The organism is Rhodococcus sp. KB6, from assembly GCF_001445685.1.
In the GTDB taxonomy this organism is placed as follows: domain Bacteria; phylum Actinomycetota; class Actinomycetes; order Mycobacteriales; family Mycobacteriaceae; genus Rhodococcus_F; species Rhodococcus_F qingshengii.
Genome location: NZ_LNAK01000154.1, coordinates 216,336 through 238,934 on the forward strand (window position 1 = coordinate 216,336; position 22,599 = coordinate 238,934).

Genomic DNA, 22,599 nt, shown 5'->3' on the forward strand with positions numbered 1-22,599 from the left:
CCTCAGTACAAAACCCAGTACAAACCCCTCAGTCGCGACCTTCCCAGGCCGCCCACAGTTGTGCGTAACGCCCGCCCGCGGACACCAGTTCGCGGTGCGGGCCTTCTTCTACGATCTGTCCGTGTTCGAGCACGATCACTCGGTCGGCGCCCGCGGCCTGGGTAAGCCGGTGTGCGACAACCAGAGTGGTGCGGCCCTCCGTAGCGGCGTCGGCAGTCGCTTCCAGTTCCCGCGCTCCGGCGCTGCCCGCCTCCGCTGTTGCCTCGTCCAGTACGGCGACGGCGGGATCGGCCAACACCAGTCTCGCCAAAGCCAACTGCTGCGCCTGCGCCGCCGTCATCTCGTGCCCGCCTTCGCCGACTACGGTCAGCATTCCCTCGTCGAGAGCCTCCACCCACTCGTACGCGCCGACCGTCCGCAGTGCCGCGGCAACGTCCTCGTCCGAGGATTCGGGAGCCGCCAATCTCAGATCCTCGATCAGGGGTCCGGCAAAGACATGGACCTCCTGACTCACGATCGCGATGTGGCGTCGTAGGTCGTCGAGGTCGGCAAGCGGGACACCGCCGATCGACACCCGGCCCGACGTCGGAGTGATCGAACCGGCAGCGATCGCCGCGAGCGTCGTCTTTCCGGCTCCGGTCGAACCGACGAGCGCCACGCGCTCCCCCGCTCGCAGTGTGAGGCTCACTCCGTGGAGAACCTCATGACCACCGTCGTAGCTGTGCCGAATGTCATCCAGACGCAGCGAACCGTCGGCCGGAACGGAACCTGCATCCGTCGAAGGCTCCGTTTCCTCGATCTCGACGACGCCGACCAGTCGCGCGAGGCTGGCGCCGGCCGACTGCACTTCGTCGAAGGTGTAGAGCAGTGAGCCGATCGGGTTGAACAGGCGGTGGAACAGCAGGGCAGCAGTCGTCGTCTGGCCGACTGTCACGACGTCCTCACGGACCAGCAGGAATCCGACGACGAGAATCATGGACAGGCCCACGAATTCGGCGCGGTTACCTCGACCGGCGAACCTCGTGAACAGGCCGAACACTCCGACTGCCAGATCGCGCGCTTTTGCCGACGCCGCATCGATCTGCCCGAGGTGTTCCTTCTCGAGGCTGTACGCACGGACCGTCTTCGCACCCTGGAGACTGCTGATCAGCGCTTGTGAACGAGCGCCCATCGCTACCCGCTCGGCTGCGTAAACGGGAGCCGAGCGTGGCAGGTACCACTTGAGCGCCAGCGCGTACATCGGCAGCGCGACCATTCCGGCCAGACCGAGTCGCCAGTCGAGTCCGAGCATGGTCACCATGCTCAGAGCCACGAGCAGAACCGCCGCGATCATGCCGGGAACCACGTCGGACACGGCCTTGGCGATCACCGACACGTCGTCGCCGACACGCGAGAGCAGATCGCCCTTGCCGACCTTCTCGACGGTCTGGATCGGCAGTCGCAGTGCCCGGTCCACGGTCCGCTCTCGCAGATCCGCCAGGATCGTCTCACCGAGCCGCTTGATCAGATAGGCAGCCACACCGGTGAACACACCGCCCACGATTGCGGCAGCGGCGATGATCACGACCACCCCGACGATCGTCGACGTGGGCGCGTTGTCCCGGACCCGGTCGACCAGGACGCCGAAGACGTAAATCGGCACCAAGGCCATCGCCGACGCCGAAGCCGCGACGATCAGGACCAGCAGGCTCTGCATCCGGTGTTCGGTCAGCGCCGCCCGCAACCACTTCCAGGTCTGGCGACCACTCGCGATCGGCAACAACTCGCGCTCTGTCACCTTCTCTGCGTTCTCCCCGGCCGGCATTTCGGTTGTCGTGTCCGTGGCCGTCACCGCAGCACCGCTCCTCGGTAGTTCGCGTCGCCGCGAGAGAGTTCGGAATGTGTGCCCGTCGAGGCGATCACTCCGTCGTTCAACACGATCACCCGATCCGTCACGGCCAGCAAGGCGGGGCTGCTGGTGATCAATACCGTCGTGTGGATGCCACCGGCACCCTCGTGCCGCAGTTCTGCGATTCCTTCGGCGATCGATGCCTCGGTAACCGCGTCCACCGCCGTCGTCGGATCGTGCAGGACCATCACGGGTGCCTGTGCCACCAAGGCGCGCGCGAGGGCGACGCGTTGCCGCTGGCCTCCCGACAAACTGGCGCCCCGATCGGTCACTTCGAGGTCGAGACCGTCCGGATGTGCGTCGACGACATCCGCCGCTGCCGACGCCACCAGAGCACTCTGGATGTCGAGAGCAGCGGCATCACCGGCGCCCGCGGTGACGTTCGACGCAAGCGACCCGGAGAACAGATCGGTGATGTGCGGCTCCACCAACACCGTCCGACGTGCCAATCGCAAGTCCATGTCGGACAGGCTGATTCCGCCAACCCTCACCACTCCGCGATACGCGTCCTGCGCCAGCTGACCGGACAGGACCGCGACAAGAGCGTCGGCGTCCTGCGGCTGGTAAGCCACGACGCCCAGCAGTTCTCCGGCAGGCAGATGCAGGTCGATGCCCTTGAGTGACTTGTACTCGACTCTGTCGAGAGTCAGGTCGGTGCCTTCGAGTTCGGTCTGCGAACCCGCGCCACGCAGTGGCTCCGCGTCCAAGACCAGTGCCAGTCGATCCGACGACGCTCGCGCCACCGCGAAGTATCCGGGAATGGACGCAAGCAATCCGAGCGGTTCGATGATGAACTGCGCAAGCCCCACCACGGTGATCAGTTCACCGACCGTGATCCGGCCCTGCAACGCGAAGTATCCCGCGAACCCCGCAACACCGACCGCGAGCAACGCACTGATGGTCGCGGCAACGCCGGTGTAGATACCGGTCGCCTTGGCCGTGCCGATCGTCGATGCGAGCGCTTGACGGCTGACCGTGCGGTAGCGCGCCGACGCGGTCTTCTCGCCGCCGATACCGCGCAGCGGACGCAATCCGCTGACCAGATCCGTAGCCATCGCCGACGCCCGAGCGATCGACGCCTGCTGACCGGTGGCCCTCGACGTGATGAGAGGCGCCGCCAATTGCAGCAGACCGAGAATGACCGGCGTTCCGATCAGAACGGCCAGCCCCAGCCAGAGGTCGATCCACACCAACGCCACCGCCGACGCCACCGCAGCTGTCAGGGCCGCAGCGGCGCGCGGGACGATGTCCGCGATCCACGAAGTCTGCTCGGCATCGGATGTCGAGACTGTCAGCAATTCACCCGAACGCAGATCGGTGCGCACCCCACGCGGATCGAGGACGCGGTGCGCCACCTCGAGCCGGAGGCGATGAGCCTCCTGCTGCATCGCGGTGACGATGAAGCGTGCGCCGAAGCGCCACGCGGCCGTCAGAACGAGAAACAGAGCCGCGAGACCGACGATGGAGACGATCAGGGCCGTGGTGTCCGAAGTCTCCACCGCACGGTCGATGATCACACCGATGGAGATCGGCACCGCCGTCTCGGTCAGTTGGTGCAGACAGACCAGAACCGTGCCGATGGCGAGCGGGCCACGGTTACGGACGAGGACACGTCGCAAAATCGCAGCACCGCTGTGATTGCCACTATCCGGCTCGTCCGAGTCGACGGTCACACTCGAGGGGGTCGAACTCATGGAACTCCAAGCATCGATGGAAGCGATAAAGTTGAGTACAGAGATAAGTAAGTCGACCCTAATACATGAGCAACTAGCGTCGACACGCCCAGTTCTCATAGAGTCGCGAGTAAGAACCATTGCTTGCGCCGTGCAGGCAAGCACGAGAGGAACATGATGGCTGAGAACACGACCGTCGAAACCGAGATCGCGGACGAGGACCTCGAGCCCGTAGCGGACGAAACTGCTCGTCAGGCACAGCGCGTCGTCGCTGCCTACGCGGAAGATGCCGACGAGTGCAGGATGCTGCTCTCGATGCTCGGTATCTCCCCCGCCGCCAAGCTCGACTGAATCTTTCCCTCACCGACCGAGAAGGAACCACGTGCCTGTCAGTCCGGATTCGACCAGTTCAACCCTTTCTGACAGCGCACCTGCTTCTTCGACCGGTGAAGCCGTGTCCGGGCAGGCTGAGTTCGTTGTCGTAGCGAACCGCCTGCCCGTCGACTTGGAACGGCTTCCCGACGGCACCACCCGCTGGAAGCGAAGCCCCGGCGGACTGGTCACCGCTCTCGAGCCGATCCTGCGCAGCAATCAGGGCGCGTGGGTGGGCTGGGCGGGGGTGGCGGACGCCGAGCTCGACCCCATCGTCGAAGACGGACTCGAGCTCTACCCCGTGCCGCTGAGCGCCGAGGAGATCAACGAGTACTACGAGGGATTCTCCAACGCCACCCTCTGGCCGCTCTATCACGACGTCATCGTCAAACCCGAGTACCACCGCGAATGGTGGAACGCCTACGTCGAGGTGAACCGGCGATTCGCCGAAGCCACCTCCAAGGCAGCGGCACAGGGCGCGACAGTCTGGATCCAGGACTACCAGCTGCAGTTGGTACCGAAGATGCTGCGGATGCTGCGCCCCGACCTGACCATCGGCTTCTTCCTGCACATTCCGTTTCCCCCGGTCGAGCTGTTCATGCAGATGCCGTGGCGCACCGAGATCGTCGAAGGCCTCCTCGGCGCCGACCTCATCGGCTTCCACCTTCCGGGTGGCGCACAGAACTTCCTGTACCTGGCCAGACGCCTTGCCGGGCAACAGACTTCACGTGGAACCGTCGGCGTCCGCTCCAAACTCGGTGTGGTGCAAGTAGGTTTCCGTAGCGTCCGCGTCGGCGCCTTCCCTATCTCCATCGACTCCGGCAAGCTCGACGAGCTCTCGCGCACCAAGGCAATTCGAGACCGCGCCAAGCAGATTCGCAAAGAACTCGGAAACCCCAAGCACATCATGCTGGGCGTCGACCGCCTCGACTACACCAAAGGCATCGACGTCAGGCTCGCTGCGCTCCACGAACTTCTCATGGAGAAGCGCATCGACCCCGCCGACACCGTCATGGTGCAGTTGGCGACCCCGAGCCGCGAACGCGTCGAAAGCTACGTACAGATGCGCGGAGACATCGAGCAGAAGGTCTCCCGAATCAACGGCGAGTTCAGCGAAGTCGGCCGCCCCGTCGTCCATTACATCCATCGGCCGATCCCACGCGACGAACTGGTCGCGTTCTTCGTCGCCGCCGATCTCATGCTCGTCACGCCGCTGCGTGACGGCATGAACCTCGTCGCCAAGGAGTACGTCGCCTGCCGAAGCGATCTGGGTGGTGCATTGCTGCTCAGCGAATTCACCGGTGCCGCAGCAGAACTCCGCCAGGCATTTCTGTGCAATCCCCACGACCTCGACGACGTCAAGGATTCGATGGAGAAGGCCCTCAATCAACCGCGCGAGGACGGCCGGCGCCACATGCGTGCGCTACGTCGTCAGGTCCTGACGCACGATGTCGACCGCTGGGCGCGCTCGTTCCTCGACGCGCTCGCACACGGCGGTGCCGCAGGCCCGGCGCTGATCGCCCCGGCCGAAGCACAAGACCACTGAGGACAGTGCACAAAGGCTGAGGCCGCGGAGAGTGAATCTCCGCGGCCCCAGCCTCTTTCGTACCCGACTCCAGCCTTCGTGTGTTTGATCAGAAGGGTTGGACGTTGTTCACGAGCCAACGCCCGTCCTGCTTCTCCAGACTCATCTTCACGCGACTGCCACTGGCAACGGCTTCGGGCGATTCCGAAGACGTCGTGATCTGATTGAGGAACAGCATCGTCGTCGCGCTGTCCGCCTCGGCGTCGAGAACCGCGGCGCCCTGGACGACGACCTGAACGGTCAGCGACTTTTCCTTGGCTCCCGGAATGATCACCGATTCGATCAGGTTGGTGAACGTGCCTTGAAAATCGCCCGTCAAACCGTCTGTGGCTGCATGCAACTGCTGGTCGACGTTGTTGTAGTCGTACTGGAACATCGCTACCGCCTGATCGGAAGAGGCCTGTGCCACTTCGTCTCTGGTCTGATCGATCGCTGCGGTGTCACGCGTTCCGTCCGGACCGAAGTAGAGATACGCCGACACTGCCGCCAACGCGATGGCCACTGCACTGATGACGCACAGGATGATGGCGAGCGGTGAGGCGCGCTTCGGCTTCGGCGAAACTTGCTTGGACGTCTCGGGGTTCACTTCTGGGGTCATGGCACAAACTCCACATTCGAGGCAAGCAACTGCCCGTCGACGTCGCACATGGTGATTCGGAGTCGGTAGTTGCGTTCAGCGGGCGCTTCGTCGCCGTTCTTCTGCATCGCACGCACCGCGACCAATGAAGTCCCGCAATCGCCGTCGGATTTCTCGAACCCGGCTTCGAGCACCTCGCCGTCGGTCTGAACTCCGGCCTGCCCGAGGACGTTGACAAACGAATCCTTGCGTCCGTCGAACTGCGACTTGAACTCGTCGGTGGTGCCGGCGAGGAACTTGTCGAGGTCGGCAGCCGCCGTATCCGCGTGCAGTGTCGTCAGATTCAGTGCGGTGGTCCGGGCACCGGCCACGTAGCGGGCTCGGTCCTCGTCGGCATTGGACGCCTTGTTCCGGTCGACGAGAAGAAACACCGTCAGGGCTGCGAGAGCGATGGCGATCACCGAAGCAATGGCGATCCCGACTACCAACCCGGCCTTGGGCTTCGAACGAACAGGGGTGTCCACAGCAGTTTCTGCGGGGGTTTCGGCGGTACCGGTCGGCTCAGCCTTGGTCGCGACCTGATCACCGCTGACGACCTTCTCAGGTGGAGTATCGGGCTTGCCCAAAGCAACTGGCGCCGCCGCCTTCTGCTCAGCTGGCTTCTGCTCGGCCGGCTTCTGCTCGGCTGGCTTCTGTTCGGCCGACTTCTTTTCGGTGGGCACTACTACCGCGGCAGCGTCTGCATCCGCACCCGTGGGTCCGGCGCTGCGGGACGCGCGACGGCGCACCCGCTGCCCGGCCTGTGGATCTTCGTCTGTCATCAACCCTGCTGACCCTTCATGAACTGTTCGAGACTGACGTCGCCGCCACCGAGGTTCGGTTGCGAGTACGTCCTTCCGTCCGGCCCGATGTACGTGCCTGTAATCGGATCGTACCGACGAGCCGAGACCGAAGGCGTCGACGTGTACGAGCTCGGAGTCGCGGTAATCGGTTCCGGAGGCCCGGATTGCGGGTTCGTGCCCATCGGTACGTAGCCGGAACGGCACTGTTCGACCGTCGGCGCACGACGTCCCGGATACTCCTCGCAGGGAAGGTTTCTCGCGCCGCGCACGGCGATCGGCGAATCCTGGGCAACCTGACAGAAGAGATCCGACGGCGTCTCGATCGGTGATTCGTCCTTCGGACTGCGCCACTGCTCTGCGGGCAGGAATCCTGTAGTGCACGGCGGCGGGTCGTTGACCTCCATGTGGAAGTCCACCAGTGCACCATCCGCAGCCGGGCCGGAGCCTGCCACCGTGACCAGCGCTGCGGCCAGCGGCGGGTAGATGACCAGAATCTGCTCGATCGCGTTGTTGTAGATCACGCCGACCTGTCCGACGGACACGAGGTTCGCCAGAAGAATCGGCAATGTCGGATGCATGTCTTGCAGAAGAGCATTCGCCTCCGCCGCTGCCGCCGGCCCCTTCTGGATGACGGCACGCAGATCAGGGTCGCTGGCTCGGAGCTGATCGGTGAACGTCACCAGATTGCTTGTCCAGGAACGGATGGCGTCGCTGCTGACCACCTGGGTGTCCAGGAGTGGACCGGCCTGCTCGATCAGGGTCTTGGTCGCGTCGGAGTTGTTGTTCGCCTCCTCGACGAACAGCCGAGCCGAGTCGATCAGCTTCTGCAGATCCGGGCCGGCACCGTTGAACGCCTTGAAGGATTCGTCGATGACAGTCTTGAGCTTGGTGTCGGAAATGCTCTGCAGCAACACATCTGCCTGATCGAGCATCGCGCCGACATCCTGCGGAATGCTGGTTCGGTCTTCGGGAATCACCGATCCGTTTTCCAGATGCCCGTCGACCACGATCGCTCCGGAGCTGTCGGTGTGCGGAATCAGATCGACGAACTGCTCGCCGATCGCCGACACACTCTTGACCGCAGCGTCGACGTCCGAGGGCACCTTGACGCCGCTCTCGAGAGACAGACGCGCATTCACGCCCGTTTCCGACAACTCCACCGCGTTCACGACGCCGATGGTCTGACCGCGGTAGGTGACGTTCGAGTTCTTGTACAGCCCACCGGTGGCAGGCAATTCGACGGTGACGTCGTATCGGCCGATACCGACCATAGCGGGAACACGCACGTACTGAGTGGCCATCACTATCAAACCGACGACCGTCAAGACGGCGAAGATGATGAGCTGGATGCGGACGAACTTTGTGAGCATCATGGTGCCGGTGCCCCCTGAGGAAGTCCTGGAATGTTGATCGGCGGAAGTCCCGGAATCTGAATGGTATTCGGATCCGCTGCCGGAGCCTGTCCTGCGGGAGCCTGTCCGGCAGGGGCCTGTGCGGGCGGTGCGGCAGGCTTGAGCGGATCGCTCAACGGGTTGCCTGTCTGTCCGGCCAGCCCGGCCTGCTTACCCAACACGCCTTCCGGTCCGGAGAGCGTTCCGGCCAACGGAGTTCCGGTGAGGAAGTTCGCGTCCAGTCGGGGCAGCGAGATGTCGATGGTCATCGCCAAGTTGGCGTAGTCACCGCGAATGACGTTGTCGATTCCGTTCTGTGGGAACGGGAACGTCAAGAGGACTCCGAGAACCTGCGTGAGAGCGTTGCCCGAATCCGCCAACGCTTTCAGAGTCGGCGACAGCGCGCGAACGTTGGTCGCGAAATCGTCACCGCTCTCCTGGATGACGCGACTGGCCACCTCGCTGAGACCACCGAGGGAGGTCAAGGCGTTGGTGATGTCCTGACGCTGAGCGACAAGAACCTCGAGTGCCGGCGGAATACCTTCGAGCGCTTTGTTCAGGGTGTCGTGCTGGGCCTGGACCGTCGAGGACAGTCGATCGAGTCCCTCCATCGCCGAAACGATGTCGCCCCGTTGCTTGTCCAGACTGCCGACCAGCTGATCGAGCTGAGGCAGGAGGTCGCGAACCGAATCTTCACGCCCACCGAGAGCGGCGTTGAGTTCCTTCGTGATGTCCTGAACCTGAGCGAGACCGCCGCCGTTGAGAACAACCGACAGCGACGACAGCGTCTGTTCCGTCGTCGGGTAAGCGCCCGCCCGCTCGATCGGAATCAGGTCACCGGCTTCGAGTCGGCCCTCGGGCTCCTCCCCTACCGGCGGCGCCAACTCGATGTGCTGAGAGCCGAGCAAGCTGGTCTGACCGATTTTTGCCGTCGCGTTGGCCGGCAACTGAACCTCGGGATTCAGCGACACCGTCACCAGAGCGTGCCAGCCTTGAACCTCGATGTTCGAAACGCTTCCCACTGCCACGTCATCCACCCGGACGGGCGAATTCTGCGACAGCGTAGTCACGTTCGGCATCTCGATCTGAACCTCGTATGCGCCTTCGCCCCGGCCTTGAGTGCCTGGCATCGGCACCGAGTTGAGACCGTTCCATTCACAACCGCTGGCGCCGAGAGCCACTGCCGTGGCCAACACGGCAACCGTGGTCTTGCGAGCTACCCGCATCAGTTCCCTCCGCCCATGTTGAAGAGTTCGGCGAGATCCTTGGGAACACTCGTCATGGGAGCACCTGACATCGGTCCTGCGACGGTTTCCGGCTGATTCTGACTTGCCGCTTCCAATCCCGGCTCGGTGTAGACGATCTGATCCGGGAAAGCCTGCACGCCCGCGACCGGGTTGAACAGGAATCCGGGGTAGTTGCCGATCATCGTGCTGAGCACCGGCCCGAGGTACTGCTTACACAGGTCGGCACTGTTCTGGGAGTTACCACTCTCGATACCTTCGATGGAACCACAGATCCACTGGATCGGATTCTTGAAGTTACTCAGTGCAATTGCGCCGGTCATACTGCCCTGAGCCGGCTTGTAGATCTGATAGAAGTTGGCAAGCGACGTCGGTCCGGAGTGCAGAACCTGCTCGATCTCCGGGCGCTTGTCAGTCAGTACCTGAGTGGCATCGGCGAGACGCGCAACCGATTCGCTCAGTCCCTCGCTGTTGTCCTTGACGAACCGCTGGACGTCGCCGACGGCCAGGTCGAGATCACTGAGGGCTGTACCCAACTCGTCGGAGCTGCTTGCGAGAACGCTTGTCACCGAAGCGAGGTGACCGCTGAACTGCACGATCTGCTCGTTGCTCGAGGACAACGCAGTGACAAACGCCTGCAGGTTCCGAATGGTGGAGAACAAATCGGTCCGGCCTTCGGACAGCGTGTGCATCGTGGCCGAGAGTTCGCGCAGCGTCGACCGAATCGACTCACCGTTACCGTCGAGGTTCGTTCCCACGGTGTCGATGAATCGACCGAGGGAACCCTGATCGTCCAGACCCTCCGGTCCGAGTGCGTCCGACAGTTTGGTCAGTTCGGTCTTGATCTCGTCCCACTCCACCGGAACGGCGGTGCGCTCGATCGGGATCTCGCCGCCGTTGGGCATCTGTTCCCCGCCGGAGTACACGGGGGTCAATTGCACGAAGCGTGCGGACACGAGGCTTTGAGCAACGATGAGCGCCTTGGCATCTGCCGGAACGTCGACGCTCGAATCGATCTTCATCTCGACGTAGGTGTCCCGATCACGCGGTTCGATCTTGGTCACCTTGCCGACGTTGACACCGAGCACTCGCACGACATCGCCCTCGTAGAGACCGGTGGTCGAGACGAAGTGCGCGGAGATCTTGGTCTTGCCCAGGCCTGGGATGAAGAGGTAGGCCGCACCGGCGACGAGCAGCGCGACCAGCACACCCGCTCCGATCAGCACCCACTTCTTGCGTGGGTTGGTGGAGCCCTGTGGATCCTGTGAAGTCATGGTCTCGGTCATTCTCCCGGCCCCCTGATCGTCGGTGGAATACCGGGGAAGAAGTCTTCCAGGTCGCCCGGAACCTGCTCGGGCGCGACGCTGGTGTCCACCAGGGTCTTCCACCAGTTGCTCGGCAGAATGTTGATGATGAAGGCGTCGAAGAACGGGCCGCTGGCCACGGTCTCACCGAGCGCGGTGATGTACGGTCCGAGTCCGTCGAGCGCTCCCGCGATGTTGTCCTTGTTCTGCTGGAGAACCTCGGCGACCGAATTCAGCTTCTCGAGGGTCGGCCCCATCTGAGCCTCGTTCTCCTGCACCAGCGCTGACAGTTGACGTGAGACTGCGCCGGTGTTGACGATCAGTTCGCTGATCGCGTCACGCCGCAAGCTCAGTTCGGCAAACAGCTTGTTGCCGTCGACCAGCAACGAATCGATCTGACCGCTTCTGTCGGAGAGGATCTTGGTGACATCTTCGGCCCGCGAGAGCAATTGGAGCAGGCTCTCGTCGCGTGAGTTGATGCTCTGCGAAAGCCGCGTCATTCCGTCCAACGCGGTGCGCAGTTCGGGCGGAGTATCGGCCAGCGTGTCCGAGATCGCGTTGAGCGAATCGTTGATCTGTTCCGTGTCGAGTTCGGACACCGTTGTCCCGAGGTCACCCAGAGCGTCGTTGAGCGAGTACGGGGAGTTGGTGCGCTCGATAGGAATCGGCGTGTCCGTCCGCAGCAGTCCGGATCCTTCCGGCCGTACCGCCAACGACTTTCGCCCGAGAACCGTGTTGGTCTTGATGTCGGCCGCTGTCTGCTCGCCCAGGGCGACACCGTCCTGAACGGTGAAGGTGACCAACACCTTCTGGTCGTCGAGTTCGACGTCGCTGACCTTGCCGACCTTCACGCCGGCCATGGTCACGTCGTCGCCGGTGACCAGGCCGCCGGCATCTTGGAAGTACGCCGAGTAGCGAATGCCACCGTTGATGAACTGGAGTTGATCGTATTGAAGCGCGGCACCGACGGTTGCCACCGCCAGGACGAGACCGATGACACCGATCTGTACCGGATTACGTTCACGGGTTGGGGTCATGAGACTTTTGCGCACCTTCCCGTGTCCTGAACTGCCGTGGGCAAGATGATCGTCGTCCCGTCGGGTCCGGAGAACTTGAAAGTGTTGGCGCACAGATAGAACTGGAAGAATGCTCCGTACGTGCCCACTCGGATCAGCTTCCGGTAGTCGGACGGCAGACGATCGAGAGCGGTGTTGATGTCGTCCTTGCCCAGGTCCAGCTGCGTCATCGTTCGGTTGGTCTCCCCGATCAGCGTCTGGATGTCCGGACGTGTCGCCTGCAGCAACGACGCGAGATCTCCCGTGGCACCGGCGATCTCGGTGATCGAATTACCGATCGGGCCACTGTCCTTCGCCAATCCACTGACCAACTGCTGGAGCTGATCGATCGTGGTGGAGAACTGATCGCCCTTGTCGTTGATGGTGCCGAGTACGTCGTTGAGATTGGTGATGACGTCCCCGATCAGCTGGTCTCGGTCCGCCAACGTGCTGGTGAACGAACTGGTGTTTCCCAGCAACGAAACCAGCGTTCCGCCCTGCCCCTGGAGTACCTGCAGCAGGGCCCCGGAGAGGTCGTTGACCTGCTGCGGGTCGAGCGAACGAAGCAGCGGCTTGAATCCGCCGAGCAGCAGATCCAGATCGAGAGCGGGCGACGTCTGATCGACCGGAATGGATCCTCCCGACGGAAGCGTCTCGGTGGAACCGGCGCCCTCGAGCAGTTCCATGTAGCGATCGCCCACCAGGTTCTCGTAGCGCACAGTCGCTTTGGTGCTCTTCATCAGCGAGTACTTGGTGTCGACGTCGAACTCGACCTCGGCCTGGTTGGAGTCACCGATGGACACTCCGGTGACCGACCCGACCGGAACACCGGCGATGCGGACCTTGTCGCCGGACTTGAGTCCCGAGACGTCCGAGAAGGTGGCGTGAAATCCGTTGCTGCTGCTGAAGCGCACCTGACTGAAGACGATCGCCAGTCCGGCGAAGATGACCGCCATGACGACGGTGAAAATCAGCAGCTTGACCGTGGTCGGTCTCATCACTTCCCGTCTTCCTGCTCGTAGGAGTCACCGAAGAGATACTGGAAAATGGTCGGCACGGTAACGCGCAGTTCGGTGTTGGGAACGAAGGGCACGTTGCCGGTGTTGGTGACTGCGAACGGTGCATGCCCGTCGACCTTCGGATCGAATTCGGGCAGACCATAACAATTGGGTCCGCCGGAGGCCGCGACCTTGGGGAGAGATTGCGGATTCTGGTACGCCTCGGCGCCGTACATGAAGCTCGCACTCAGCATCAGTGCCGCTTTGTCACCGGTGCCTGCCAGTGGCTCGAACTTGATCCGGCCGTCGTTCAACCCGACGATGAAGCACGTCAGACCCGACGAGTACTTGTCGAGCAGGGTCGTCGTCGCGGTCAGAGTGTCGAGGGCGGTGGTCAGGTTCTGCTCGTTGTCGGTCAACAACGCGTTGCCGGTGTCCGCGAGGCCGGTGACGTTGAGCAACAGCAAGTCGAGGTTTGCCTGCTCGGCCACGATCGATCCGCTTGTCGCGGTGGCATTGTCGAGAATGCGCATCAGATCCGGTGCCACGTCGGCGTACAGATTGGTGACATCGGCGGCGCCGACCAAGTCTTCCTGGAGCTGCGGCAGAACCGGATTCATCTTCTTCAGATAGGTGTCACCGAGCTCGAGAACCTCACCCAGCGACTCGCCGCGCCCGTTGAGTGCGGTGGAGATCGCGCCGAGTGTGGCGTTGAGCTTTTCCGGTTCGATCTTCGCGAGTACGTCCGAAAGATGTTCGAAGACACTGTTGAACTCGACGGTGACGCTGTCCGAAGCGATGACAGCACCCTCCTGGATCGGCTGGGTCGACGGATCGTCGGGAATCACGATGTTGACGTACTTCGCACCGAACACCGTGGTGGTCTTGATCTCCACCCGGGCATTCGACGGAATCTTCGACATCTGGCCCGGGTCCATCGCCAACTTCAGGTTTGCCTGGTCCCCGTCGAGGGAGATCGATTCGACGCGGCCGACCTGCACTCCGCGCAACTTCACCTTGGCATTGGGTTCCATGACGAGGCCGGCACGCGTGGACGTCACGGTGATGGGCGTGCTCTTGGTGAACCCACCCGAGAACATGGTGAGAGCAACGGCGACGATCGCCACGAGTCCGAGGACCAGGCCGGCTGCGGCCAACTTCTTGTGCCATCTGGGTACGGTCATCGCTTGCCCGCCTATCCCGACAGGTTGAAGTTGCCGGACCCGCCGTAGATGGCGAGTGAGATGAGCAGGGTGACCGTGACGACCGCGATCAACGAGGCGCGCACTGCGTTACCCACCGCGACACCGACGCCGACCGGGCCACCGGTTGCGTTGAAGCCGTAGTAGGTGTGGATGAGCATGACGGCCAGCGCCATGACTATCGCCTGGGCGAACGACCACAGTATGTCCGTGGGTATCAGGAAGGTAGTGAAGTAGTGGTCGTACACGCCGCCGGACTGGTTGTAGAGGAACACCGTCGCAAAGCGGCTGGCGACGAACGACGCGATCACCGCCAGTGAGTACAGCGGGATGATCGCGATCATGCCGGCCATGACGCGGGTGCTGACCAGATACGGAATCGACGGGATCGCCATCGTCTCCAGCGCGTCGATCTCTTCGGAGACGCGCATCGCACCGAGCTGCGCGGTGGAGCCGGCGCCGATGGTCGCGGCGAGGCCGATTCCGGCGATGACCGGCGCTGCGATGCGAACGTTGATGAAGGCGGCGAAGAAGCCCGTCAGTGCTTCGACGCCGATGTTGCCCAGCGAGCTGTAGCCCTGAACGGCGATGGTGCCACCGGTGAACAGTGTCAGGAATCCGACGATCACGACGGTGCCACCGATGACGGCGAGCGCACCGGTGCCCATGCTGATCTCGGCGATCAGTCGCAGAGTTTCACGTGGATAGCGCATCAGCGCCTTGGGAGCGTGACCGAGAGCCTTCGCGAAGAACAGCGCTTGATCACCGATGCTGTCGATACTGCGAGAGATCGAGCCGATCTGTCGACGTGTGCGCGGGAAGCGTCCCGCTGCGGCCAACGCCATCAGATCTCCTCCCGTCTGTCGTTTGTCGTTCTGTCCACTTCGATCTCTCCGACTGCCGTGGGCCTCATCCGGCCGTCAACTTGATACCGATGGTCGTGATGAGCACGTTGACGACGAAGAGCGCCATGAACGCGAACACGACGGTCTGGTTGACCGCGTCACCGACGCTCTTGGCGCCGCCTTTGACGTTGAGTCCGAGGTAGGCCGCAACCAGGCCGGCGATCATGCCGAACAGCCCTGCTTTGACCATGGAGAGCATGAGCTCACCGAATCCGGTGAGCAGTGTGATGCCGTTGACGAAGGCGCCGGGGTTCACGTCCTGGATGAACACGGAGAAGACGAAACCGCCGAGGATGCCGATGGTGCAGACCAGTCCGTTGAGGAGCAGCGCCACTCCCGTCGACGCGAGCACCCGGGGAACGACCAACCGGTGGATGGGATTGATCCCGAGCACCTTCATGGCGTCGATCTCTTCGCGGATGGTTCGGGCCGAAAGATCCGCGCAGATGGCGGTTGCGCCGGCGCCGGCGACGATCAGCACGGTGACGATGGGGCCGACCTGCGTGACGGTGCCGAGGGCAGCTCCGGCACCACTGAGGTCGGCTGCACCGATCTCGCGCAAGAGAATGTTGATGGTGAAGCTGACCAGCACAGTGAACGGGATTGCGACCAGCACCGTCGGCACCATCGAGACTCGGGCCACGAACCAGGCCTGATCGATGAACTCTTGCCGCTGGAAAGGGCGGGAGAAGACTGCCCTCAAGGTTTGGGCGGACATCTGAAAGAAGCCACCGACCGCTCGTAATGGCACCTCGACGAGGTCTACCATTCGCCCTCCTCGTCCTTGGTTGCCGCAGTACTGTCTGTTCTCATAGTCCAGCCCCCGACAGCTTGTGACTCAGGTCATATTAACTAGAACGTGTTCACCTGTCAAAAACAAGTGTCCAACTCTAAGGAGTAGCCTCACGGCGCCGATCCGAAACCGGAAGATCGGAGACATGGGAAGCATCCCTTTTCGATGCGATTTTCGCCGAAATATCCTGGAAATTAATACTTTTGAATGATCGGCGCCTTTCGGCGCCAGGTTCGAAATTCAGCCATGCGAGAGCCTTGACTGGGCACGCCGATCGAATATCGCATCGTTCGCAGGAATGCAAAATTGGAACACAGTCCAGTTTTTTCGAGACCGTTGGTCTCGTTACAGAACGCAGGCAAACTGCCGCGCCCACCGACTCGTGAACACGCTATTTCTACCAGGAAGTGGACACGTAGACCGTCTGAGTGTGAACAACGGTTCTACGTGTCGCGCACCCGAGAATCAGACCCGTCGATCAGCCCAACACGCGCAGGGCCGCCGATGCCGAGAACATCTTTGCCGGGTCACGGTCAGCGAAGTAGTCACCCATCACCGCGGACAGCGTTTCCGGCGACCAAGAATCTCCCTCGGCGTCGAACCGCTGCTCGACGACGGGCGCCGCCATCAGCGCAACCATCGGTCCGTACACCACGAATACCTGACCGTTGACGGCGTCGGCCGCCGGTGACGCCAGGTACGAGACGAGCGATGCCACATGCTCGGGCGAGAGCGGATCGATGCCGTCGGCCGGCGCGTCACCGAACACACCTTCGGTCATCGACGTCCGTGCCCGCGGGCAGATCGCGTTGGCCCGAACGCCGTAGCGCGAGAGCCCACGTGCGGCCGACAACGTCAGCGCCGTGATTCCGGCTTTTGCAGCGCCGTAGTTGGGCTGCCCTTCCGGTCCGAGAAGGCCCGCCTCCGAAGAAGTGTTGACGATGCGCCCGTACACCGGCGCCCCGGCTTCCTTGGATTTCGCCCGCCAGTAGGCAGCGGCGTTGCGGCACAGGAGGAAATGGCCGCGAAGATGAACTTCGAGTACCAGATCCCAGTCTTCGTCGGACATGTTGAACAGCATCCGGTCGCGTACGACGCCGGCATTGTTGACGACGATATCGACACTGCCGAACTGCCCCTGCGCTGCTTCCATCAGAGCGTCGGCGGTAGAACGCTCACCGACGTTGCCTGCCACGAATTCGACCTTGGCGCCGAGACCACGGATTTCCTCGAGCGTCGCTTCGACGGCCTCGTTCGGGGCCAGATCGTTGACGACCAACGACGCACCGGCCTTCGCCAGACCGATGGCCTCGAACTTTCCAAGCCCCGATCCGGCACCGGTCACGATGGCGACCTTGCCTTCGAGACTGGTTTCTGGGCTGTTCACAGCATTCATCGAAGCGCTCTCCCGGTTCTCTGCGGTCGTGTGTCGAGTTACCCGGCTCGATTGCCGTGACCCACGAGTTCGCAACTTTAGAACGTGTTCTTGTTTTGGGCAACCATCGTCACGGATGTTCGGTCAGTGCCGCACGCGGGCACTGAGCGATCGCGGAACGGACATCCTCCCAGCGATCCTCCGGTGGGCGCACAGAACTGATCACGAGCTCCTCGTTGTCGTCGAGGTCGAAAATATCGGGCGCGATCCCGACGCACACACCGTTTGCCTCGCAACGGTCCAGATCAACCCTGACCTCCATGGCGATTCCTCTTCTCTACTCACAACTGCTCACACGAACACGGATACGAAACGAGTGCCGCAGGGCTGTGCCGCACGCCGTTCCTGGCGATAACACTAGAACCTGTTTCAGTCGTGTGCAATGATTCGAAAAAGTACCGAGAACGGACGTCGAACGATCCGCCGGAGACGGCGAGAGCGTCCCTTGTCGCCGATGTACGCATCGATAGAACCTGTGTCAATCGAATGGTTGACGCTTTGATTCGTATCTCTATGGAGAGGTAACCATGCACATCACCTACACCCCTGAGCAGCAACAGCTCCAGGAGGAGTTGCGTGCCTACTTCGCACAACTGATGACTCCCGAGCGGCGTGAAGCACTCGCTGCCACGACGGGTGAGTACGGCGAAGGCAATGTGTACCGCGAAGTCGTCGCGCAGATGGGCCAGGACGGCTGGCTCACGCTGGGTTGGCCGAAAGAGTACGGCGGACAGGAACGCTCCGCGATGGACCAGCTGATCTTCACCGACGAAGCTGCCATTGCCGGTGCGCCCGTGCCGTTCCTGACGATCAATTCCGTAGCGCCGACAATCATGCATTTCGGGACGGACGAGCAGAAGGCCTTCTTCCTGCCCAAGATCTCCCGCGGTGAGCTCCACTTCGCGATCGGTTACTCCGAGCCCGAGGCCGGCACCGACCTGGCGTCTCTGCGCACGTCGGCCGTCCGTGACGGTGACGATTACGTCATCAACGGGCAGAAGATGTGGACGAGCCTGATCCAGTACGCCGACTACGTGTGGTTGGCGTGCCGCACCGATCCGGAAGCCAAGAAGCACAAGGGAATCAGCATGCTGATCGTCCCGACCACCGCAGAAGGCTTCTCCTACACCCCGGTTCACACCATGGCCGGCCCCGACACCAGCGCCACTTACTACCAGGACGTACGGGTCCCGGCGTCGTCGATAGTCGGCCAGGAACACGGCGGCTGGGCACTGATCACCAATCAGCTCAACCACGAGCGTGTTGCCCTCACCTCGGCCGGACCGATTCTGACCGCGCAGCGTGAGGTCCGCGAGTGGGCACAGAACACCAAGCTGCCCGACGGCCGACGCATGATCGACCAGGAATGGGTGCAGATCAATCTGGCTCGCGTGCATGCCAAGGCCGAGTACCTGAAGTTGATGAACTGGGAAATCGCCTCCGCAACCGATCACGCTCCCGGCCCCGAAGCTGCGTCGGCCAACAAGGTGTTCGGTACCGAATTCGCCACCGAGGCTTACCGCTTGCTGATGGAGATCCTCGGATCCTCCGCCACGATCAGGCAGAACTCCCCCGGCGCTCTTCTGCGCGGCCGCATCGAACGTATGCATCGTTCTTCGCTGATCCTGACGTTCGGCGGCGGTACCAACGAAGTGCAACGCGACATCATCGGAATGACAGCTCTGCGGCTTCCCGCATCGAAGCGATAAGGACCCACGATCATGGAATTCACCCTTACCGAGGCCCAGCAGGACCTGTCCGGCCTGACACGATCCGTAGTCACCGAACTGGTCACCAACGATCGCCTTCGTGAACTCGACGCCGCGGAAGACCGCTTCGACGCCATCTTGTGGAATGCGCTGGCTTCGGCCGGCGTCCTCGGTGCGGCCCTTCCGGAATCGGTGGGCGGCGACGGATTCGGTGTCCTCGAGCAGTGCAGCATCCTGGCCGAACTTGGCCGCGGCGTCGCAGCTGTTCCGTTCCTGACGTCCATCGTCGGGTCCGCCGCAGCGATAGCCGAATTCGGCTCGGACAAGCAGCGCGACGACTGGGCAAGCGCTGCCGCTGCCGGTGAGAAGATACTCACCGCGGCCCTCGCCGAGGAATACAACGACGACCCGGCGCACCCGATCACGCGTGCCGAGAAGACCGCCGAAGGTTGGCGCATCGACGGAGCCAAGATCACCGTCGACAGTGCACCGCTCGCAGATCTGTTCCTCGTCCCCGCCATCACCGAGGACGGCGTCGCGGTCTTCCTCGTCGAACCGTCGGACGCGGGCGTGAGCATTACCAGGCAATCGACCACAGATTTCTCGAGCGCGGGTCTCGTCGAATTCGATTCGGTGCAGATCCCGGCCGATCGTGTTCTCGGCTCGGTTGCCCAGGGATCGGACATCGCGGCGTGGATCGTCGAGCGAATTCAGCTCGGTTCGACCGCCTACCAGTACGGAGTGCTCGATCAAGCGTTGAAGCTGACCGCCGAATATGCCACCGAGCGTGTGCAGTTCGGTCGACCGATCGGTAGTTTCCAGGCCGTGGCCCAGCGCCTCGCAGACGGATACATCGACGTCAAGGGTGTTCGTCTGACTCTGTGGGCTGCCGCGTGGCGTCTGAGCGAAGGACTTCCTTCCGACGGCGCTGTACAGACGGCCAAGTTCTGGGCTGCAGATGCGGGACACCGTGTCGGGCACACTGCGGTTCACGTTCACGGCGGTGTCGGTCTGGACGAGGACCATCCGGTTCACCGCTACTTCCTCGCGGCCAAGCATCACGAGTTCCTGCTCGGCAACGCAACGGATCAGCTTCGCGCGCTCGGCAAGGTACTTGCCGCAGTCCCTGCCTGAGTGCGTCCCACCGAGTGGAAATCCATGACCTGGTCCGAGACGAATCGATGATGATGCAGCTATGAGTCAGAGCCCCACTGTTTCCGATCTACTCCTCGGAGTCAGCGAGATCGACGACCGCGGTATCCGTTTCGAGGACCAGGTCATCACCTGGCGCGAGCACGTTCAAGGCTCGTTCGATCGAGCAGCGCTGCTGGACACGCTGCTCGATCGAACGCGCCCCAGGCATTTCGGACTTCTGATGGAGAACGTCCCCGAGTTCTCGCTGCTGCTCGGAGCGGCATCGTTCTCGGGTTCGGTCGCCGCCGGGCTGAACACGACCAGGCGCGGCCCGGCATTGGCGCGAGACATTGCGCTCTCCGACTGCCAGGTCATCTTCACCGAGAACAACCAGGCACATCTACTCGACGACATCGATCTCGGCGACGTCCGGGTGATCAACGTGGATTCTCCGGCCTGGGCGGAATTGTTGGCGCCCTTCGCCGATACGCCGGCCTACGCGTCGACGGCGCAGCCCGACGATCTGTTGATGCTCATCTTCACTTCCGGAACCAGCGGTGATCCCAAAGCGGTTCGGTGCACGCACCACAAGTTGGCCTCTCCCGGGGTCATGCTTGCCGATCGTTTCGGGCTCGGCGCCGACGACGTCGTCTACATGGCGATGCCCATGTTCCATTCCAACGCGATGATGGCGGCGTGGACGGTCGCGCTGCACGCTCGTGCGGGAATTGCCATGCGACGCAAGTTCTCCGCTTCGGGTTTTCTACCCGACGTTCACAAGTACGGAATCACGTACTCCAACTACGTCGGAAAGCCGTTGTCCTTCATCGCTTCCACCCCCGAGGTGCCGAACGAGCGGGACAACACCTTGAAGATCATGTACGGCAACGAGGGTTCGGCGCCCGCCGTCGCCACCTTCGTCCGGCGCTTCGACGCTCGCGTCATCGACGGGTTCGGTTCCACCGAGGGCGGCATTTCGATCTCCGCGGCACCGGTTCCCCGGCCCGGCGCCCTCGGACTGCTCCCGGACGGCGTCAAGATCCTCGATCCCGAGACCGGAGCGCCATGCCCGCCTGCAGTCTTCGATGCCGACGGCCGGATCACCAACGCCGACGAGGCAACTGGTGAACTGGTCAATGTCACCGGCCCAGGCACGTTCGCCGGGTACTACAAGAACCCGGAAGCCGACGCCGAGCGAATGCGCAACGGCCAGTACTGGAGTGGCGATCTGGCGTACACCGACGTCGACGGTTACGTCTACTTCGCGGGACGCAGTTCCGGTTGGCTGCGAGTGGACGGCGAGAACATCGGTGCCGCACCCATCGAACGCTCCCTGGTCGGTTACCCGGGCTTCGCGCAGGTGTCCGTGTACGCAGTCCCCGACAGCGACGTCGGCGACCGCGTCATGGCGTCGGTGATTCCAGTCGGCGATGTCGACAACTTCGACCCGGCAGCCGTAGCCGAATACATCGATTCCCGGCCGGAACTCGGGCCGAAGCAGAAGCCGACCTTGATCCGAGTGTGCAGTGAGTTCCCGAGAACGGCGACGTTCAAGGTGGTCACTCGAACGCAGAGCGCCGAACGCTGGAACACCTCCGATCCGGTGTGGATCCGACGGCGTGGAGAATCCGACTTCCAATTACTCACTCCCGAAATGGCACTCGGCCTCGAGAAGACGCGAGAGCCCGTCTAGCCCGATATCTCAGTAGTGCTGAGCAAGCGGTTTGTGCGCCGACACCGTTTTGTAGAACTCGGTGAGCCGAAGCTGTGATGCCGCTGCATCGTCGATCACCACCGTCGCGTGTGGATGCAGTTGGAGGACCGATGCCGGGCACACCGCGGCCAGCGGCCCCTCGACGGCAGCGGCAATCGCAGCGGCCTTGTGCTCGCCGGTCGCGATCATCACCAGATGCTTTGCTTCGCAGATAGTTCCGAGGCCCTGGGTGATCACGTGCCGTGGTACGTCGTCCGGACTCTCGAAGAATCGGGCGTTGTCGGTTCGAGTCTGTTCCGTCAGCGTCTTGACCCGGGTCCTCGAATTCAGCGAGGACGTCGGTTCGTTGAAACCGATGTGACCGTTGCCGCCGATGCCCAGAAGTTGTACGTCCACCGGACCATTCGACGCAATCGCCCGGTCGTAGGCTGCCGCGGCGGCAAATGGATCCGACGCGGTTCCGTCGGGGCTGAATACCCTTGCCGCGTCCAGGTCCAGGTGATTCACCAGCTCCGTTCGGATAACCTGGGCATACGACTCAGGGTGGCCTTCCGGCAGGCCGACGTATTCGTCCAACAGGAACGCCTGCACGCCGGCAAAACTCAACCCTTCCTCGCGGTGACGGCGCGCGAGTTCGCGGTACACCGAGAGCGGTGAAGATCCTGTCGCCAGGCCCAAAGTCCGTGCACCTGAATGCACCGCGTGTTCGAAGATGTCGGCAACAACGGTGCCGGCCGCCTCCGCACTGTCGACAATGACAATTTCCATCGGTTGATTC

The 22,599-nt window shown here is 62.6% G+C and carries 20 protein-coding genes; 5 read left to right on the forward strand and 15 right to left on the reverse strand.

All coding sequences use genetic code 11. The annotated features are described in order from the left end of the window. Positions 1 to 28: 28 nt before the first annotated feature. Together ASU23_RS28375 and ASU23_RS28380 are read right to left on the reverse strand one after the other, a co-directional pair. Positions 29 to 1,804 (reverse strand): ABC transporter ATP-binding protein, encoded by a 1,776-nt coding sequence (locus ASU23_RS28375; protein ID WP_042920544.1) that lies wholly within the window; start codon positions 1,802 to 1,804, stop codon positions 29 to 31. 23 nt (positions 1,805 to 1,827) lie between these two features. After that, the gene (locus ASU23_RS28380; RefSeq protein WP_080552832.1) at positions 1,828 to 3,582 is read right to left on the reverse strand and encodes an ABC transporter ATP-binding protein; all 1,755 of its coding nucleotides are present in this window, start codon (positions 3,580 to 3,582) and stop codon (positions 1,828 to 1,830) included. A gap of 156 nt (positions 3,583 to 3,738) precedes the next feature. On the opposite strand from ASU23_RS28380, the gene ASU23_RS34385 reads away from it, so the two are divergent. Beyond that, on the forward strand, positions 3,739 to 3,912 hold the full coding sequence (locus ASU23_RS34385) for a hypothetical protein (RefSeq protein WP_164490548.1): 174 nt from the start codon (positions 3,739 to 3,741) through the stop codon (positions 3,910 to 3,912). Positions 3,913 to 4,015: 103 nt separating this feature from the next. Next, positions 4,016 to 5,479, forward strand: coding sequence for a trehalose-6-phosphate synthase (locus ASU23_RS28385; protein ID WP_085989962.1), 1,464 nt, complete (start codon positions 4,016 to 4,018; stop codon positions 5,477 to 5,479). 88 nt (positions 5,480 to 5,567) lie between these two features. Here ASU23_RS28385 and ASU23_RS28390 read toward each other — a convergent pair whose 3' ends face one another. From ASU23_RS28390 to ASU23_RS28445, 12 genes are all read right to left on the reverse strand, one after another. After that, positions 5,568 to 6,116: a hypothetical protein gene (locus ASU23_RS28390; protein ID WP_007734345.1), complete on the reverse strand. Its 549-nt coding sequence runs from the start codon at positions 6,114 to 6,116 to the stop codon at positions 5,568 to 5,570. Continuing rightward, positions 6,113 to 6,916: a hypothetical protein gene (locus ASU23_RS33630; RefSeq protein ID WP_082661489.1), complete on the reverse strand. Its 804-nt coding sequence runs from the start codon at positions 6,914 to 6,916 to the stop codon at positions 6,113 to 6,115. The genes ASU23_RS28390 and ASU23_RS33630 overlap by 4 nt, the downstream gene beginning before the upstream one ends. Then, positions 6,916 to 8,310, reverse strand: a complete 1,395-nt coding sequence (locus ASU23_RS28400) for an MCE family protein (protein WP_058039187.1) — start codon at positions 8,308 to 8,310, stop codon at positions 6,916 to 6,918. Before ASU23_RS28400 ends, ASU23_RS33630 begins: the two co-directional genes overlap by 1 nt. After that, the gene (locus ASU23_RS28405) at positions 8,307 to 9,554 is read right to left on the reverse strand and encodes an MCE family protein (RefSeq protein ID WP_042920418.1); all 1,248 of its coding nucleotides are present in this window, start codon (positions 9,552 to 9,554) and stop codon (positions 8,307 to 8,309) included. Before ASU23_RS28405 ends, ASU23_RS28400 begins: the two co-directional genes overlap by 4 nt. Then, positions 9,554 to 10,846: an MCE family protein gene (locus ASU23_RS28410; RefSeq protein WP_003945764.1), complete on the reverse strand. Its 1,293-nt coding sequence runs from the start codon at positions 10,844 to 10,846 to the stop codon at positions 9,554 to 9,556. Before ASU23_RS28410 ends, ASU23_RS28405 begins: the two co-directional genes overlap by 1 nt. 8 nt (positions 10,847 to 10,854) lie before the next feature. Continuing rightward, on the reverse strand, positions 10,855 to 11,913 hold the full coding sequence (locus ASU23_RS28415; protein ID WP_054781758.1) for an MCE family protein: 1,059 nt from the start codon (positions 11,911 to 11,913) through the stop codon (positions 10,855 to 10,857). Beyond that, positions 11,910 to 12,929 (reverse strand): MCE family protein, encoded by a 1,020-nt coding sequence (locus ASU23_RS28420; RefSeq protein ID WP_007734337.1) that lies wholly within the window; start codon positions 12,927 to 12,929, stop codon positions 11,910 to 11,912. Before ASU23_RS28420 ends, ASU23_RS28415 begins: the two co-directional genes overlap by 4 nt. Beyond that, on the reverse strand, positions 12,929 to 14,113 hold the full coding sequence (locus ASU23_RS28425) for an MCE family protein (protein WP_042449518.1): 1,185 nt from the start codon (positions 14,111 to 14,113) through the stop codon (positions 12,929 to 12,931). The genes ASU23_RS28420 and ASU23_RS28425 overlap by 1 nt, the downstream gene beginning before the upstream one ends. Before the next feature lie 11 nt (positions 14,114 to 14,124). Beyond that, a complete protein-coding gene (locus tag ASU23_RS28430; protein WP_003945759.1) occupies positions 14,125 to 14,976 on the reverse strand; it encodes an ABC transporter permease in 852 nt (283 codons plus the stop codon). A 64-nt stretch (positions 14,977 to 15,040) separates the two neighbouring features. Further along, positions 15,041 to 15,805, reverse strand: a complete 765-nt coding sequence (locus tag ASU23_RS28435; protein WP_003945687.1) for an ABC transporter permease — start codon at positions 15,803 to 15,805, stop codon at positions 15,041 to 15,043. 502 nt (positions 15,806 to 16,307) lie between these two features. Further along, the gene (locus ASU23_RS28440) at positions 16,308 to 17,225 is read right to left on the reverse strand and encodes a 3-oxoacyl-ACP reductase (protein ID WP_050655759.1); all 918 of its coding nucleotides are present in this window, start codon (positions 17,223 to 17,225) and stop codon (positions 16,308 to 16,310) included. Between the two features lie 109 nt (positions 17,226 to 17,334). Next, positions 17,335 to 17,526 carry a ferredoxin gene (locus tag ASU23_RS28445; RefSeq protein ID WP_007734330.1) on the reverse strand — a complete coding sequence of 64 codons (192 nt, stop codon included), beginning with the start codon at positions 17,524 to 17,526 and terminating at the stop codon, positions 17,335 to 17,337. A gap of 265 nt (positions 17,527 to 17,791) precedes the next feature. On the opposite strand from ASU23_RS28445, the gene ASU23_RS28450 reads away from it, so the two are divergent. The 3 genes from ASU23_RS28450 (at position 17,792) to ASU23_RS28460 (ending at position 21,800) form a co-directional block, all read left to right on the forward strand. After that, on the forward strand, positions 17,792 to 18,973 hold the full coding sequence (locus ASU23_RS28450; RefSeq protein WP_003945878.1) for an acyl-CoA dehydrogenase family protein: 1,182 nt from the start codon (positions 17,792 to 17,794) through the stop codon (positions 18,971 to 18,973). 12 nt (positions 18,974 to 18,985) lie between these two features. Then, entirely contained in the window at positions 18,986 to 20,107 is a 1,122-nt protein-coding gene (locus ASU23_RS28455; protein WP_058039188.1) for an acyl-CoA dehydrogenase family protein, read from the forward strand. A 61-nt stretch (positions 20,108 to 20,168) separates the two neighbouring features. Continuing rightward, a complete protein-coding gene (locus tag ASU23_RS28460) occupies positions 20,169 to 21,800 on the forward strand; it encodes a long-chain-fatty-acid--CoA ligase (protein ID WP_058039189.1) in 1,632 nt (543 codons plus the stop codon). A 9-nt stretch (positions 21,801 to 21,809) separates the two neighbouring features. On the opposite strand, the gene nagB is transcribed toward ASU23_RS28460, so the two are convergent. Next, a complete protein-coding gene (gene nagB, locus ASU23_RS28465) occupies positions 21,810 to 22,589 on the reverse strand; it encodes a glucosamine-6-phosphate deaminase (RefSeq protein WP_003945641.1) in 780 nt (259 codons plus the stop codon). Between the last annotated feature and the right edge of the window lie 10 nt (positions 22,590 to 22,599).

Bases quoted from the DNA above. Each gene is read 5' to 3' on its own strand.
- ASU23_RS28405 (WP_042920418.1), bottom strand. From the start codon at position 9,554: ATGCGGGTAGCTCGCAAGACCACGGTTGCCGTGTTGGCCACGGCAGTG.
- ASU23_RS28440 (WP_050655759.1), bottom strand. From the start codon at position 17,225: ATGAATGCTGTGAACAGCCCAGAAACCAGTCTCGAAGGCAAGGTCGCC.
- ASU23_RS28450 (WP_003945878.1), top strand. From the start codon at position 17,792: ATGCACATCACCTACACCCCTGAGCAGCAACAGCTCCAGGAGGAGTTG.
- nagB (WP_003945641.1), bottom strand. From the start codon at position 22,589: ATGGAAATTGTCATTGTCGACAGTGCGGAGGCGGCCGGCACCGTTGTT.
- ASU23_RS28420 (WP_007734337.1), bottom strand. From the start codon at position 12,929: ATGAGACCGACCACGGTCAAGCTGCTGATTTTCACCGTCGTCATGGCG.
- ASU23_RS28380 (WP_080552832.1), bottom strand. From the start codon at position 3,582: ATGAGTTCGACCCCCTCGAGTGTGACCGTCGACTCGGACGAGCCGGAT.
- ASU23_RS28375 (WP_042920544.1), bottom strand. From the start codon at position 1,804: ATGCCGGCCGGGGAGAACGCAGAGAAGGTGACAGAGCGCGAGTTGTTG.
- ASU23_RS28435 (WP_003945687.1), bottom strand. From the start codon at position 15,805: ATGGTAGACCTCGTCGAGGTGCCATTACGAGCGGTCGGTGGCTTCTTT.
- ASU23_RS28460 (WP_058039189.1), top strand. From the start codon at position 20,169: ATGAGTCAGAGCCCCACTGTTTCCGATCTACTCCTCGGAGTCAGCGAG.
- ASU23_RS34385 (WP_164490548.1), top strand. From the start codon at position 3,739: ATGGCTGAGAACACGACCGTCGAAACCGAGATCGCGGACGAGGACCTC.
- ASU23_RS28455 (WP_058039188.1), top strand. From the start codon at position 18,986: ATGGAATTCACCCTTACCGAGGCCCAGCAGGACCTGTCCGGCCTGACA.
- ASU23_RS28445 (WP_007734330.1), bottom strand. From the start codon at position 17,526: ATGGAGGTCAGGGTTGATCTGGACCGTTGCGAGGCAAACGGTGTGTGC.
- ASU23_RS28400 (WP_058039187.1), bottom strand. From the start codon at position 8,310: ATGATGCTCACAAAGTTCGTCCGCATCCAGCTCATCATCTTCGCCGTC.
- ASU23_RS28415 (WP_054781758.1), bottom strand. From the start codon at position 11,913: ATGACCCCAACCCGTGAACGTAATCCGGTACAGATCGGTGTCATCGGT.
- ASU23_RS28430 (WP_003945759.1), bottom strand. From the start codon at position 14,976: ATGGCGTTGGCCGCAGCGGGACGCTTCCCGCGCACACGTCGACAGATC.
- ASU23_RS28390 (WP_007734345.1), bottom strand. From the start codon at position 6,116: ATGACCCCAGAAGTGAACCCCGAGACGTCCAAGCAAGTTTCGCCGAAG.
- ASU23_RS28410 (WP_003945764.1), bottom strand. From the start codon at position 10,846: ATGACTTCACAGGATCCACAGGGCTCCACCAACCCACGCAAGAAGTGG.
- ASU23_RS33630 (WP_082661489.1), bottom strand. From the start codon at position 6,916: ATGACAGACGAAGATCCACAGGCCGGGCAGCGGGTGCGCCGTCGCGCG.
- ASU23_RS28425 (WP_042449518.1), bottom strand. From the start codon at position 14,113: ATGACCGTACCCAGATGGCACAAGAAGTTGGCCGCAGCCGGCCTGGTC.